The 14,385-nt window shown below is 33.7% G+C and carries 15 protein-coding genes; 14 read left to right on the top strand and 1 reads right to left on the bottom strand.

The features are described 5' to 3' along the window. The first annotated feature begins 1,424 nt into the window (after positions 1–1,424). The 6 genes from CDG62_RS01115 to CDG62_RS01085 all read left to right on the top strand — a co-directional run bounded on the left by CDG62_RS01115 (position 1,425) and on the right by CDG62_RS01085 (position 7,761). Positions 1,425–1,901, top strand: a complete 477-nt coding sequence (locus CDG62_RS01115; RefSeq protein ID WP_005005780.1) for a hypothetical protein — start codon at positions 1,425–1,427, stop codon at positions 1,899–1,901. A gap of 167 nt (positions 1,902–2,068) precedes the next feature. Then, complete coding sequence (locus CDG62_RS01110) at positions 2,069–3,859, top strand: hypothetical protein (protein WP_005005779.1); 1,791 nt, start codon at positions 2,069–2,071, stop codon at positions 3,857–3,859. Continuing rightward, positions 3,852–4,454: a hypothetical protein gene (locus tag CDG62_RS01105; RefSeq protein ID WP_005005776.1), complete on the top strand. Its 603-nt coding sequence runs from the start codon at positions 3,852–3,854 to the stop codon at positions 4,452–4,454. The genes CDG62_RS01110 and CDG62_RS01105 overlap by 8 nt, the downstream gene beginning before the upstream one ends. Before the next feature lie 125 nt (positions 4,455–4,579). Beyond that, a complete protein-coding gene (locus CDG62_RS01100; RefSeq protein WP_024160863.1) occupies positions 4,580–5,425 on the top strand; it encodes a hypothetical protein in 846 nt (281 codons plus the stop codon). A gap of 685 nt (positions 5,426–6,110) precedes the next feature. After that, a complete protein-coding gene (locus CDG62_RS01090) occupies positions 6,111–7,241 on the top strand; it encodes a hypothetical protein (RefSeq protein WP_005005771.1) in 1,131 nt (376 codons plus the stop codon). Between the two features lie 7 nt (positions 7,242–7,248). Continuing rightward, positions 7,249–7,761 carry a hypothetical protein gene (locus CDG62_RS01085; protein ID WP_077170163.1) on the top strand — a complete coding sequence of 171 codons (513 nt, stop codon included), beginning with the start codon at positions 7,249–7,251 and terminating at the stop codon, positions 7,759–7,761. A gap of 65 nt (positions 7,762–7,826) precedes the next feature. Here CDG62_RS01085 and CDG62_RS01080 read toward each other — a convergent pair whose 3' ends face one another. Beyond that, entirely contained in the window at positions 7,827–8,480 is a 654-nt protein-coding gene (locus tag CDG62_RS01080; protein ID WP_005005764.1) for a hypothetical protein, read from the bottom strand. Positions 8,481–8,644: 164 nt separating this feature from the next. Between CDG62_RS01080 and CDG62_RS01075 the strand changes: the two genes are divergently transcribed. The 8 genes from CDG62_RS01075 to CDG62_RS01040 all read left to right on the top strand — a co-directional run bounded on the left by CDG62_RS01075 (position 8,645) and on the right by CDG62_RS01040 (position 14,279). Continuing rightward, on the top strand, positions 8,645–9,067 hold the full coding sequence (locus tag CDG62_RS01075) for a hypothetical protein (protein WP_005005760.1): 423 nt from the start codon (positions 8,645–8,647) through the stop codon (positions 9,065–9,067). A 5-nt stretch (positions 9,068–9,072) separates the two neighbouring features. After that, positions 9,073–9,582, top strand: coding sequence for a hypothetical protein (locus CDG62_RS01070; protein WP_005005759.1), 510 nt, complete (start codon positions 9,073–9,075; stop codon positions 9,580–9,582). A gap of 9 nt (positions 9,583–9,591) precedes the next feature. Then, complete coding sequence (locus CDG62_RS01065) at positions 9,592–10,080, top strand: hypothetical protein (RefSeq protein WP_005005757.1); 489 nt, start codon at positions 9,592–9,594, stop codon at positions 10,078–10,080. Next, positions 10,073–10,852, top strand: a complete 780-nt coding sequence (locus CDG62_RS01060) for a M48 family metallopeptidase (protein WP_005005756.1) — start codon at positions 10,073–10,075, stop codon at positions 10,850–10,852. The genes CDG62_RS01065 and CDG62_RS01060 overlap by 8 nt, the downstream gene beginning before the upstream one ends. A gap of 15 nt (positions 10,853–10,867) precedes the next feature. Then, the gene (locus tag CDG62_RS01055) at positions 10,868–11,803 is read left to right on the top strand and encodes a hypothetical protein (RefSeq protein WP_005028393.1); all 936 of its coding nucleotides are present in this window, start codon (positions 10,868–10,870) and stop codon (positions 11,801–11,803) included. 73 nt (positions 11,804–11,876) lie between these two features. Then, positions 11,877–12,539 carry an IS1595-like element ISAcra1 family transposase gene (locus tag CDG62_RS01050; protein WP_087527698.1) on the top strand — a complete coding sequence of 221 codons (663 nt, stop codon included), beginning with the start codon at positions 11,877–11,879 and terminating at the stop codon, positions 12,537–12,539. Positions 12,540–12,591: 52 nt separating this feature from the next. Continuing rightward, positions 12,592–13,724 (top strand): IS3-like element ISAba14 family transposase gene (locus CDG62_RS01045; protein ID WP_223155595.1). Its coding sequence is split into 2 segments (ribosomal slippage): positions 12,592–12,844 and positions 12,844–13,724, totalling 1,134 coding nucleotides; the frame shifts between segments, so codons are not numbered across the junction. A gap of 255 nt (positions 13,725–13,979) precedes the next feature. Then, on the top strand, positions 13,980–14,279 hold the full coding sequence (locus CDG62_RS01040) for a hypothetical protein (protein WP_005005752.1): 300 nt from the start codon (positions 13,980–13,982) through the stop codon (positions 14,277–14,279). The last annotated feature ends 106 nt before the right edge of the window (positions 14,280–14,385 follow it).

Raw genomic sequence — 14,385 nt, 5'->3', positions numbered from 1 at the left:
AAATTCATTTGAGCGCAAATTGAATTTGAATTTTTAGAAAATAAGGCGTTTTTAGCTGGTTTTTGATGTTTTTATCCACTTTCCTATTAAATTCTATCCACAAATTAAGTTCTTGTATATTAGAATGAATTTAAAAATATGAGTAAAATATTGTTCATTTTTTAGCTTTTTGCAATATTGGAAATTTGCAAACTAGCAAGTGTTGTAAGTCGCTGTTTATAATAAAATTAAATAGAATAAAAAATACTTCCAGCGCAAATTAAATTCATTTGAGCGCAAATTAAATTCAAAACGTTGCGGATAACTTCTCCAATTTCCTGAGAGCCTTGATAATAAAGACTTTCAGATTTTATGAGGAATAGCCCTTATATATGACCCAACGATCGCTATTTAGCTTGTTTTACGACAAATCAATAACTTACGCCATTAGGACGGAAGAAAGTTTACAACCCATTTATAAAAAACTTTCGCTGAGTTCAGACTATAACAGAAAATCAATGAGTTACGCCATTAGGACGGAAGAAAGTTTACATCCACTTATAAAAAACTTTCGCTCGTATTTTGACACAACTATAAATCAATAACTTACGTCATTAGGACGGAAGAAAGTTTACAACCCATTTATAAAAAACTTTCGCTGGAAGTTAGGTACAGCCAAAAAGTTATAACCTAACCTTAAAACATACTAAACATACTATCTATGATAGTTGAGCTATTGGATCTGGACAAAAAAGTAAAATCAATAACTTACGCTATTAGGACGGAAGAAAGTTTACAACCCATTTATAAAAAACTTTCGCTCGTATTTTGGCACCACTATAAATCAACAACTTACATCATTAGGACGGAAGAAAGTTTACACCCACTTATAAAAAACTTTCGCTCGAAATTTGCCAGCAATATAAATCAACAACTTACATCATTAGGACGGAAGAAAGTTTACAACCCATTTATAAAAAACTTTCGCTCGAAATTTGCCAGCACTATAAATCAACAACTTACATCATTAGGACGGAAGAAAGTTTACAACCCATTTATAAAAAAGTTTCGCTCGAAATTTGCCAGCACTATAAATCAACAACTTACATCATTAGGACGGAAGAAAGTTTACAACCCATTTATAAAAAAGTTTCGCTCGTATTTTGGCACCACTATAAAACAATAACTTACGTCATTAGGACGGAAGAAAGTTTACAAACCATTTATAAAAAAGTTTCGCTGGGTGCCTATCTTGAGCACATATTTATTTGATCAAGTATTACATTGGTTAACTTACATTGTAATTGTGAATATTACTCATATAAGGCACTGTTTTTCATAGTCTTATTTATTAAGAAATTACTGTTAAAAATGCTTTTAATCGTAGTCTAATTAACGAATTGATGCTATAATGTCTACTCAGAATGCCTATGGGAATTCGAGATATGCAATATCAATCATTTAGTCTTAGACATCAAAAAATACTCATTGACTTCAATGTGTTTAGCTCTGGCTCGTCTGATATTTTGCTAAAAGGTGTTTTATCTGCCGAATTGCTTATTCTAGTTGATAATTTAAATGCATTTTATTCTGCAGAAGACGGTAGATACGTTGTATCAGCTGAAAAAGTTAACCACGTTACAGGTCTAGATTTTAATAAGAAAACTATCAACCAGATCATGCGTGAAGCTTGTGATTTATCATTTATGATTGATACAGATGCGAAGCAAGCTGCAGCACCTATGATTGACGAAATTCAAATCTTATCAAGTGGCGATATTACTTTTAAACTCACTAAAAGCTTTGATTTTTTTAGAAATTCTCTTAGTTTTAAAAGCATATATGAGAAGCTACCATACAGGTTCACTACTTCTAAACTAGAGTTACCGCAGATCGGTCAACAAATAATGTTAATTGCGTAATTAAGCCTCTGACGAGGCTTTTTTATTGTCTAAAATTTAGTTAGTATATACACAGCTTTAAAGCGAAAAGACTACAACGTTAGTTGGGTTGCAAATATATTTTTATTTTTATTTTTTAATTCAATCTCAGGCAATGTACGTTGTACGTTGTCTAAAGTGGAGCAGTTATGCAAGATTCTTCACAAGTCTGCATAAGTAAAGGAATTTCAGAAGATGAAATTTTTGGACTATCGCAGTCAATCAAAGACTCAATTATTAATGCCGAAACAAAAACCATGGATCTCTTGGGTTACGGCAACAAAATCAGTAATTTCATAGTCGAATGTTATCTAGATATTCCAGTTGTTGATCAATTCATTTTTTACTTAATGTTGGTGAATGCCAAAAATAAGTATGCACATCAGCTGCAGCGCGTTATCGCTGAAAAACCTGAATTATCCCAAATTGAAGCATTACAACTAGCGAACAACTTTGTTCTGAATTTTGAATACATCCGTCAAATTCTTTTATTCAAAAATAAAGCTAATTACCTTAGCAATGGCCGTATCAAATCTTTGGCATGGAATACGCTAAATAGTGTTGGTAAAGTGATGCTACCAATGAGCTCTTTACGCCAAATGGACAGCGAACCATTTTCAAGAAATGACGTAGACAGCGTAACTCATAAAAGAATGTTTGCCAGTACGGGCTATTTTGAATTAGATAACAATGCGTTTATTTGCTATCAGCTTGAAGAAACGTTGATTGCCAATCTATCTGAATTAGATTTTGATAAAAAGGGGCGCTACACAGTTCTCGACACTTTAACGGTTCTTGGATTTAAGGACCGTTTTGATCTTTATATGTATAACTTGATGAAGATCAATGAGTTTCGTGGCGAAGTGGTTATTCCTTACATTGACTTCAAAGCATTAACCGAGTTTTCAGTAGAATTTAAATACAAAGCAAGTGATTTTTACCGTAAACGACTTCTTGTTTCATTAGAAAGACTGAATAACAATCCATCTATTGAATTATTTATTTCTGTTAAGTATGAACCATGCAATAAGCGTACACCAGATCGTGACAATTTTTGCAATTATCGTTTTCAGATTCAGTTGAAGTCCAACTATCGTAAAGCGCTTAATACATTAAATGAAATGTGTGCAAAGGTTCAGGATGAACAGGGCAATGAGCTTAAAATCAGTAATGCGCTCTTCACTTCAGCAATTCGATTGAATAATGGTGAACCTGAAAAAGTAATAGAACTTGTTAAGGATCGTTTAGCTGCTTATACAACTAAGAATGGACCATCATATTTAGCTAAAAATCTTAATTTGGTTGCGTCTTATGTTACGCGAGCTCTAGAAGATCTATATAAAAGTAATCACTTCTTTGAAAGATTCCTAAACGATATGAAGCAAGCAGATAATTTACTTTATCTGAGAAATCGTGATAAGAAAGTTGAGATCGAAAACAAAAGTGCATCTACTTTCTCAAGCGAATTCATTAATATTCGCGACAAAGTTGATGTTACCACTTGTGAAATTCTTACAAACGCTGAGTACATTTCAAAGAAAACGGAAGCTACTGTAATTATTGATTATGCTTTCATACGTAATTCTATTTTTATTACACATCCTCATTTGCGCCACCAGCGAAATGCAGACGAGAAAAAATACATAGATCTCGTGTGTGAAAGCACAAAGCTTTGCCAAATATTCTTTGGTACGGGTAATGAAAATAAAAAAACGTTAACTCAAAACTATTTAACAGAACTCCTGTTTGAACATTTTTTTGATGATAATTTCCACTTGAACTCAGATGTATTAAAGAATCTTCTAAAAAAAGATAAGGACTATTGGGTACAAGAAAAGCAAAAGACATTTATGCGGTTGTGGAAACTTGCAAATGAGTTCAGTTTAAAAGCTATTAGTCCAGCGAACTACAACGGTAAAGAGAGTTCAGACAATGAATAATAAACTTTATTTATGTGCAATTTTTACGGCTACTATATTGAGTAGTAGTGCAAATGCCGATTTTAGTGATTGGTATAAAAAAGCAACTTCAAATGAAGATTCAACTCAGCAAGTGCCAGCTCAACAACAGCAAGCACCTGGTCAAATTCAACAGCAAGCACCAGTTCAGGTTCAGCAACAGCCGATACAGCAAAGACAATATAATTCTAATCGGAACACCACAGCTACGCGTTACCAAAACAATAATGCAAATGTCACTGGTGATTCTGGCCTTGAAGCACGAATGAATAACTTGAATTCGACCATTGAGAATCTAAACAAGTCATCAAAAAGTGGTGACAACCTCACGAATAACTATCTAAATATTGTTCAATTCATAGTGATAAACGAAGAAACACGTAAATTGGATGGTAAAGACAATACATCACTGATCAATAACATGTTGGCTGGTATTGTGAGTTGTCAGAATAAATACAAAGTCGATGTTATACAAAAAGTGAATAATCAACTCCCAAGAGATGTTGCTAACACCGTACAACGGTATTTAAGCCAGAATGGACGCTCTATTGGTGCAAACGGCAACTGTTTATACTAATTAAACCCCCTTTTAAAACCGTCCTTAAAAGGCGGTTTTTTTTATTCTTAAAACATACCTATTTATTTTAAAACCACATTCTATATACTACTAACAGTTTAATGAATATTAATGTGGGTTTTATCATGATCAGTTCTAAAACAATATATGAACTATATCAATTGCTGAATCAATCCGAAGTACAAGAATTAAAATCATCTATAACTGAGACTTTTGGTGCAGATGTGGAAAGTGAAGTTGATAAAAGCCCGGTCTTACAGCAAAAGATCAATTATTTTATTTATCAATATATACATCTCAAGCATCCAGAAAGAACAGACAAGATCTTATTCGATGCAAATGAGTCGGCTCACGAGGTTGTAAAAACAGAACACCTTAAAAGTGAGCCAGTACCCTTATTAAAAGATTTTGTATCAAACAGCAGCAATAAAAGTTTAGCACCTGAAGAACAAAAAGATGTAATTGCAGTCACTTTACCAGCCGAATTATCTGACATTCCTGTTGAACCAACAAATCAAAACCATACAGGAAATAATGAAGTAAAACATGACTATAACATTATCCTTGATGGTCGAACTAAGCTAAATATATTGCTCGAAAGATATTTAAGTGGTGTTGATGATGTGGCTCGTGAAATCATTGTGAAGTGCTTTCTTGTTATCTCTATATTTGTAGCACTGATCTCTCTTGTTATGGTTCTTCTGAATACGACCAATATTAACCAGATCCAAGAAATGTATGATATTGGCCATAAAACATTCCTATTCCAATATGCTGAAGTCTGCAATGTAAATGTTGAAGTTGCAAAAGCGAATCCATGTGTTATCTCAGAAATCAATAAACGTATTTCTGAACTATCAAATAGCAGATTTTGGAACACGTTCGGGGTGGTGCTTTTCTCACTTTTATCGTGCTTTTTCTTCTACCATATCTCTACTTACCGTGATTCTAAAGATAAGCACAACGGCTAGTCTTAAAAGGAGGGTAGGGTGTTTTAAAATGGTCTTAAAAGGCCATTTTTTTATTTTAATAACAAAGTTTTATAGTTGATAAAAGGTATTCTAAAAGTATAATAGATACACTCTTAAAACTGGAATGCGTTGTGCTTTTTAAAATTCCAAAAACGGGTGAGATTGATTCAAGTGAACAATCGATGACAGGCCTGGTACTCAAATCGGCATACAACTTAGTTGCCATTTTCAATATTTGCTACATCTTTGTAGTTGTATTCTTTGTGTTTGAAATGTTTTTAAATACAACGATATACAAGATTAAATATCTACCAGAAACCCTCAATACTCCATCATATATATTGCAAATCATCATATTCATTTTATGTTTTTCTTCACTTCTGTATGCGATAAACAAAATGTTTGATGAAAAGTATATCCCTACACGCAAAGAAATCTATCTATTCCTTATCTCTTTTACTATCAATAGTTTATCAATGTTTAATTTTTTAGCTACCAAATAACACTGTAATACCAAGTTCCCACCGTAGCCTAAGCAAAAGTTACCTGTTTTTTTGGGTTTTAAAAGCAGTGAACAAGGGCAGAATTAAAACACAAAAAAATAAAATTAATAGTTTTAAAAAATATTTTTTAAAACTAAATCAGTGATAATATGTAACCAACGTTAAGTTTAAGAAAGTATATTATGTCTGATATTCGCAGCATCTATTTTTACGGTAATAATAAAAGCATCAAATTGGGTAAAAACCCAATCTTAAATACTGTCTTTGAAATTTTCCCAGCCACTAAAACCCCTTTAAAGCGGATTCTTAATCATAACCACCAGTGGGTTAGTAATTGCGCTTTTTACGTGCCTAACGATGTGAAAAGTGAATGGGTTAAAACGGTAACACTTTCAATTTTGACAATCTCAATTATGGCTTCCTTCCGTAATGCAATTGCACAGCAAAAAGGGTTGTCACCAAACGATGAAGCACTTGATGAAGAGGTAGAGAACCTTGTGCCAGATTCGTTATTCAATTCTGCTATTGAATTATCGGATCTTAAAAAAAGTTTATTAGAAGTTCTGCCAAATTTAATGAGCGAATACCTTGCACAAAACTTTGGTGAATACGAAAGCATTATTACAAACGGTGTAGCTAAGCTTTTTATTGATAACCATGAATTTTTGGATAAGCAACTTGATTCTGATGCTGGAACAGATAATCAGATTTCAATGTTAAATTTTACTGACAATGCAGATGAATTATTTCACACAACAAACTATATTTTAGTCCGTATTGCTGATTCAAATGAAAACTTGAAAATCAACTTTACTAACAGCAAACCACATGCAGAACACTTAGGCCGAATTCTGCATACATTGTTGGGGGATGAAAGTTTTGAGATCTCAAAAGGTTCAATTGAGATACCTAATGACGAAGATGGCCAAGAAATTTTCATCTTTGAAAAAGAAACGAACTTTATTGATTTTTACAATTCATTATTGCTGGAAGTTAGTTTTTTTCTAGATCATGCAACAGTCTTAGAGCATATAGAAAAGTATGCACCAATTAACCAAACACTAAGCAGTTTGAGTGAGAATTTAGAAAAGAATATTAACTTTGTCATTTCTTCATTCAAAGAAACTCGCGATCTATCTGCATATTTAGAAAGCCGTGCTCAAATCATAGGGTTAATTCATGAAGCTGCACAAATCGCCAGCATTGAAATACAGCCAGTTGCTCAGGCTAAGGACCTTAAATCGTTAATTGAATCGCATCACCTGGTTACTTTTAATGATAAAGACACCTTTAAACAATTTAATTTATTTTGAGGTGAATATGAAATTTGTTATTAAAAATGGCATTGGTACACGTAAAGTCGAAGTGGATCTCGCATTAGATATACCATTGGTGCTACAAAAATCCATTTCTGTAATTGAGTATGAAGATTTCTTTAAATATTTTAGTGAGCAACATTTTCACATTTGCAAATTTAGAACGTTGAACTTTAAAGATAATAGCGTAGAGGGAAGTAGTAAGGAATTAAATCGCTTTATCTGGCTTGCTATGGCACATCAAGCTTATATGGAGCGTAAAGCTTTACTACCAAGTAAATATATTGCGGATCTAGAAGCTTCAATTTCAAGCATGTTTAATTTAGAGAGCGAATCGCGAGAATGGTACCGAGCTATTCACAAAGCCATAGATGCTTACCTTAAATCACAATTTCCTGAAGCAATAGATTTTTTACCTTCCAACATTGCACCACTGGATGAAGTGACTAAAATTCTTATGCAAGAAGTACAGCCAGTGATACCAGTTGCAGACGAGCCAGCGAAGCTTTATAGCTGATTCTAGAAATAATTAAGACATAAAAAAACCATCTAAAAATTAGATGGTTTTTTTTGTTTGTGTTTTTATAATTTTGCGAATACTTCAGGATTGTCATTCATAAACTGTTCAATGAAATCATTGTCTAATTCGACATGTTTTGGAAGCTTCTCATGTTCACGAACAATGGATTTTATAGATTCAATATTTTGCTGATTGAAAACAGGTGTTGTACGGCTCTTATAGCCAGTATCAGCCATCGCATAGCGATCATCAAACATACCTGAAGAGGTATTAGAATCGACTTCTGAGTCGCTTATAGATAGTGTTAAGTTGCGGTCTTCAGCTAACTTTAAAATGAATTCGTCAGAGATAAAGTTACGTAGCTCATGCAGCATAGATTCAACTTTATTGTGTTTAAAAAGCACCTTTGCAATTGAACGACAAGATAAGAAACCTTTTGTGATGTTTAGATCTAGTAATTTTTGAGGAATGATTGGATCGCTTTTCTTGTTGCTATTCGCGATCTGTTCAACTTCTTCATCAGTCATAGAAGCTATAATGTTTTTAAAGAAATTGCCATATTGAAACTTTTCAATTTTCTCCAGCATTGTCACTTGTTCTGTATCTAATAAGCAAAAAGAAATAGGTTTAAGCTTGCGTTGGTCGGTTTTGCTTAAACTGCCATTTTGGTTTAAGCGGTTCTCTTTGGTTTTAGCGTTAGTTTTAGAGTTAGTCATTTTAAACACCTTTCAATATGTTTTAAACTTTGGTTAATACCAATAATCATATTATAAGTGGTTTTAGCTAAAATACAAAAAATGAACATTTTGTTTTTTTAAAAAAATCTTTTAAATGTTTTTCGTATATACTATAAGAATATCTATCTTAAAAGGTATAACTCGTGATTAAAACTGATACAGGCGATACGGTTGGAGGGGGTTTAACGAATCCTCAGGATGAAGTTCTAGCATTGTTAGAAGAGTGCTTAAACTCTGAACAATATACAGCTCGTATTACTTATATTTGTGAAGATGGCGGTCAATTAGTAGGTAAAAAGGCAGCTTTAAAGATTTTAAAGGAACAAGAGGACAATGGTTTAATGCTGGTTCCAATACCAGTCTTAGGAAAACAACTAAGAGTCTGGAGTGGTTTAAGTAAAACCAAAATGTCTAGTCACACAGGATTGTACAACAATATACAGTGGTCAAAGTTTGAAAGTGGCGAAAAGTTAATAACAAAGCAAGCGTGGACATTACTTCAACTTAGACTTGGGGTTCATCCAAAATACAAATTGGTTTTAAAAAATGAATTAGATGTCGAGTGAATTATATGTTAGTGAAATTAGCCCTTAGTGGTCATGCTTCTCCAGAAGCTTTAAGTAAATTTGAACGTATCAAAGCGTATGTGCCAGATAGCGCACCTGTTTTGGTCACATACTTTAATAAACAAGTTTTATTAAGTGATCTACTGGTTAATTTTTCTAATTTTTTACCATCGCTCGAAATCACAAAAGATAAAGACATGCTGGTTACGATTAGAGGAAATGAAACACCTTTAGTCGAATTTATTGTCAATTTAAAACTATACAGCATGAAATTAGGCAAACTTTTCTTTGAATTTGAGAATCAATTTAAAGAAAAAGAGCAAGACTTTAAGGGCTTTATTAAACGTCACAAACTTAAAGGTTTTGATCATGCCAATTTTGTTAATTACGTGAAACTAGGTGCATATGATAGTGCTTTAGACATTATCAAACACCAGTACGAAAGCGTTAAAAAAACATTCTTTGTACTGTTTAAAGATCGTTTCACCCTATTAGAAAGCAAGGGTTTTATTTAAGGATATTCTATGGAAATGTTAGATCCATCAAACACAAACCCTGGGCTCTTTTTAGTCATAATGGCTACGGCAATTGGTACCATACTTTTTGGTTTTTTAATTGTCGCTTTAATTGCACGATATAAGTTCAAGATTAGAGTTACGGTATCTAGTTTTATAGCTGCAGTTACTTTATCTGTATTTAGCTTTATATGCTTTGGTTCACTTGGTCCGATGGAACCTAAATACAGTACTTCAGTTGTTCAGCTTTATGCGTTGGGCTTACTGGCTGGTACTTTAATATTAAATATAGTTCTTCTGAAATTATTCAGCCCTAAAACTATTGAACAGTTAGCTTTGAAAGGTTTTAATAAGTCAGAAAATGAACAAAAAGAGCATTACAAAAACATCTTAAAAGAGTTTAAATGTATTACTGATTTGGAAGATAAAAACAAGCTTAATAAGCGCAGTTTTAACTTGTTAAATGTTTTTAAACATAAAGGAAAACAAAATGTTTGATTTTAAGATGAAATCTTTGTGTGTTTTGGCTGTTGCCGGATCTCTTTTAACTGGTTGCGTATCTAGTACTATTGATGGAATGGGTTCTAAACGCAAACAAATCATGTTGTATTCTGAAAAAGAATATCTTCAGCAAAGTACTCAGTCTTACAACAACATCATCACGACTGCTAAACAGCGTGGATTGATTGTGAATAACGCTCAAGTAAATAGAGTAGCAAAACGTCTTATCGCACAAGTTCCACATTATCGAGCTGACGCAGCAAATTGGAATTGGGAAGTTAATACAATCCGAGATAATGAAATCAACGCGTTTTGTCTATCTGGAGGCAAGATCGGTGTGTTGACTGGTTCTATCACAAAAATTAATGCAACTGATGATGAATTGGCTGCACTGATCGGCCACGAAATTGCACATGCTTTACGTGATCATGGGCGTGAAAAGGTAAGTAAAAAGCTTTTAACTGGTTTAGGTGTGCTTGCAGCTAGTTCGGCTGGTCTTGGTGACATGGTTGTATCTGGCACAAGTTTACTAGGCGATTATGGGGTTAACTTACCTGGTTCGCGCAAACTTGAAAGTGAAGCGGATCTTCTAGGTGTTGATATTATGGTTCGTGCTGGTTACAACCCACAGGGCGCAGTCAGCTTTTGGAATAAAGTAGTAGCCCAAGAAAAACAGGGCACTAAAATTGATTTCTTATCAACGCATCCTACTTCAGAAAAAAGAATTGTAGCGATCCAAGAATACATCAACCAAAATTACAGGAAATAATATAAGGAGCTGGTTATGGATATTTACACAGTTATCCGAGTGAGCAAAAAGTTGTTTGACCACGGTTATGTTGTAATACCAGAACACAAAGTAGATTTTAAATCGGCTTTACTGCTCTTAAATGAACAAACCGTTGATGATCGATTTCTAATATCTAAAGATATAGTAGGTGCTGAAATCAGAGGGAATTTTGCCTTAATTGAAAAGGAGGGGAAGTTTCAATTGTTTACCAAAGGAATAGATTACTTTTGTTTGAATGTTGAGCCTGAAAAATCCAGTACTGATCCTAAACCTGAAAAAGAGGTAAAAAAGAGTAAAGTAGTTCTCAAAAACCGTTATTTATATAAAAGTGGCGTGAAGAAGATAGGGGAGCTGGACACGTACAAGAAAAGAAGCGTCAAGATTACGAATGTAGGAAAACCATTTGTACTAAAACAAAAATTGCATGACGTTCCAGATTGGCTTTTTGAAAAGCTAAAAGACCAAGATGTATGTTGGATCTATTTTGAATATGCTGAAGAACAATTATCAGAGGCACCAATAGAAACTGCACCAATCAATTTAAAAAGTGACATTGAAAGTTGTGTTAAATACTTTAAGTTACATGGTGAAAAAACAAGAAAAAAACCAATTATCAATGCTGAAGCACCAGGTAACGTAAACCTATTCAGATATTGTGATTTACGGCGCATTGATCAGGAATTAAAAGTCTTATTTGTTTGTAGTGAAAACTATCTTTGGTTACTGGAACAAAATAGACAAGATCCACTACCTAACATCAAATTAAACAATATTAGTTTTGGCGGTTGGATCATTCCCAAGACGACAAACCAAGATATGTTGAATAAGCTAATAATGTTAGATAAAGAATTAAAAACGAATCCAGATGCTTATCTTCTAAGTGTACGAGAGAGAGATGGATCCGTAAATTTGAACAACTCCTATAAGTGATATTCTGCTCCTCAAATGATGTTATAAACATCAAGGCTCTAGACTAGCAAAATGATTATGTTAGTCTAGAATCATGATAGAAAACAGTAAATTAAGTCACTACAAGATTAAAAAAATTATTCAATGCTTTTGTGTTGATATTCCTGCTTCCAAAACAGCCTTATTACTCAATTTAAATCGTAATACGATTAACTATTGGTACATGCTTTTTAGAGAAACTATCTATGATCATCAAACAGATTTAAGAGCTAAGTTTGTTGGTTCAATAGAAGTAGATGAAAGCTATTTTGGAGCGAAAAGGCAACGTGGGTTTCATGGAAAGTTAAAGTGTGGTCGTGGGACTCTAAAACAGCCAGTATTTGGAATATTCGAACGTAATGGGCGCGTCTATACTGAAATCGTACCTGACTGTAAAATGAAGACTTTACAAGAGGTTATCATTGGTAAAGTTTCACTTGAGAGTGTGATTTATAGTGATGGATGGCGTGGCTATAATGGTCTTGTTGATGTGGGTTATTCAAAGCATTTTAGGGTAAATCACGGAGCAAATGAGTTTGCTAGAGGAGAATGTCATATAAATGGAATAGAATCATTTTGGAGCTTTTGTAAAAGAAGGCTAGCAAAGTTTAACGGCATATCAAAAGAGTACTTTGATTATCATCTTAAAGAAACTGAATGGCGTTGGATGAGGGAACCTAATGAGTTAGCAACTGAGCTGTGGAACCTCATTAGGTAAAATTAAGTGTAAATCTGCTAGTCTAGAGCCACATCAATATATGGAGTATTTTATGGCACGTAGACCAAGAAGAAATCATTCAAATGATTTTAAAGCTAAGGTAGCACTTGCTGCGATTAAAGCAGAAAAAACACTTGCTGAATTGAGTGCTGAGTTTGATGTTCATCAAAACCAAATTATTGACTGGAAAAATCAATTGATCTCAGCTTCCTCGCAAGCTTTCGATCAATCAAAAGCTCCAACAGAACCACCCATCGATCTAAAAAAACTACATGCAAAAATCGGTGAGCAGGCATTAGAAATTGATTTTTTAGAAGGTGTGTTGAAGAAACTGGGCCGCTTCAACCACAAAAGTTAATCGACGACTCACTTCAGATTTCAGTATCTAAGCAAGCTAAGCTGCTGAAAGTCTCCCGTGGTTGTTATTACTATCGCCCAAAACCTGTGAGTGCATCAGATCTGAAGCTGATGCGATGTATTGATGAATTACATATGCAATATCCTTTTGCAGGCAGTCGTATGATGCGTGATTTGTTGAATCGTCAAGGACATCATATAGGACGACGTCATACACGTACTTTAATGAAGAAAATGGGTATTCAGGCGTTATATTGCAAACCAAATTTAAGCCAGGCTAATCAAGCTCACCGTAAATATCCATATCTGCTCAAAGGGTTGGCTATTCAGCGCAGTAATCAAGTGTGGTCTACGGATATAACGTATATCCCTATGGCAAAAGGCTTTGTTTATTTATGTGCTGTGATTGATTGGCATAGCCGCAAGGTACTTGCGCATAGGGTATCGATTAGTATGGAGGTGGATTTTTGTATTTCGGCTTTAAATGAAGCGATTGAAAAATATGGTCGACCTGAAATATTTAATACAGACCAAGGCAGCCAGTTTACCAGTGATGCATTTATTGATGTATTGAAATCAAATGGCATTCAAATCAGTATGGATGGTAAAGGTCGATGGGTAGATAATGTGATGGTTGAACGATTATGGCGGAGCGTTAAATATGAAGAGGTGTATCTCAAAGCTTATAGCAGTGTCACAGATGCGAAAAAGCAATTAAGTGCATATTTTGAGTTTTATAATTTGAAACGACCTCATTCGAGTCTAGACAAAATGACACCAAATGAGTTTTACTATGATCAGCTACCCCAACAAAACAAGGTGGCTTAACTAGAGCGGAATATCACTTATAAATACGCTTTTAGTTGTTCAAACAAGTGGGACCACCTCTAGAGTAAAGTACTCTCGTACAATAACTATTGTAATGCTACTAATTAAGTTGCTTAAATCTAAATAATTAAACATAGCTGCAAACATGAATCTCAATTTTTTATTCGGCTTTATCATAATTATTGTTGGCGGTGGTGCAGCAATAGTTGCGCTTCGTTCAATGTTAGAAAATGAAATTTTTATGAAGGATAGTATATGGCTATGAATAATTCTAAATTCGATAAATACTTATTGCGCTCATTTTTAAAAAATACTGGACTTGCAATAATTTCAATTAGTGCAATAGCATTGGTTATATTTGCATGTTATGTGGTTTATATAGGAATAGGAAAAGCATCAACTTATGTATTCAATAACTTTGTACTAACTCTAAAAACTATTGGCTATATCGTATTATTTTTAATCGCTTTAAATTTAGTTATCTGTTTTATTGAAAATGTTATCAAAGAAGCCAATCAAAAAAGGAGTGAAGATAGTTCAGAAGATAATGTATGAGGGTAATAAAAAGTATCATACTGGCTTACTCTCAACACTTTGATTTTTTGGTCTTTATCTCCATCAAGTGTATTTTCTAAAATATAGTATGAATCTTTTACCCTCA

The sequence above is a fragment of the Acinetobacter sp. WCHA55 genome, from assembly GCF_002165305.2.
Lineage (GTDB): Bacteria > Pseudomonadota > Gammaproteobacteria > Pseudomonadales > Moraxellaceae > Acinetobacter.
The sequence above is the reverse complement of the archived record's forward strand: the minus strand, read 5'-3'. Positions and strand labels throughout refer to the sequence as shown.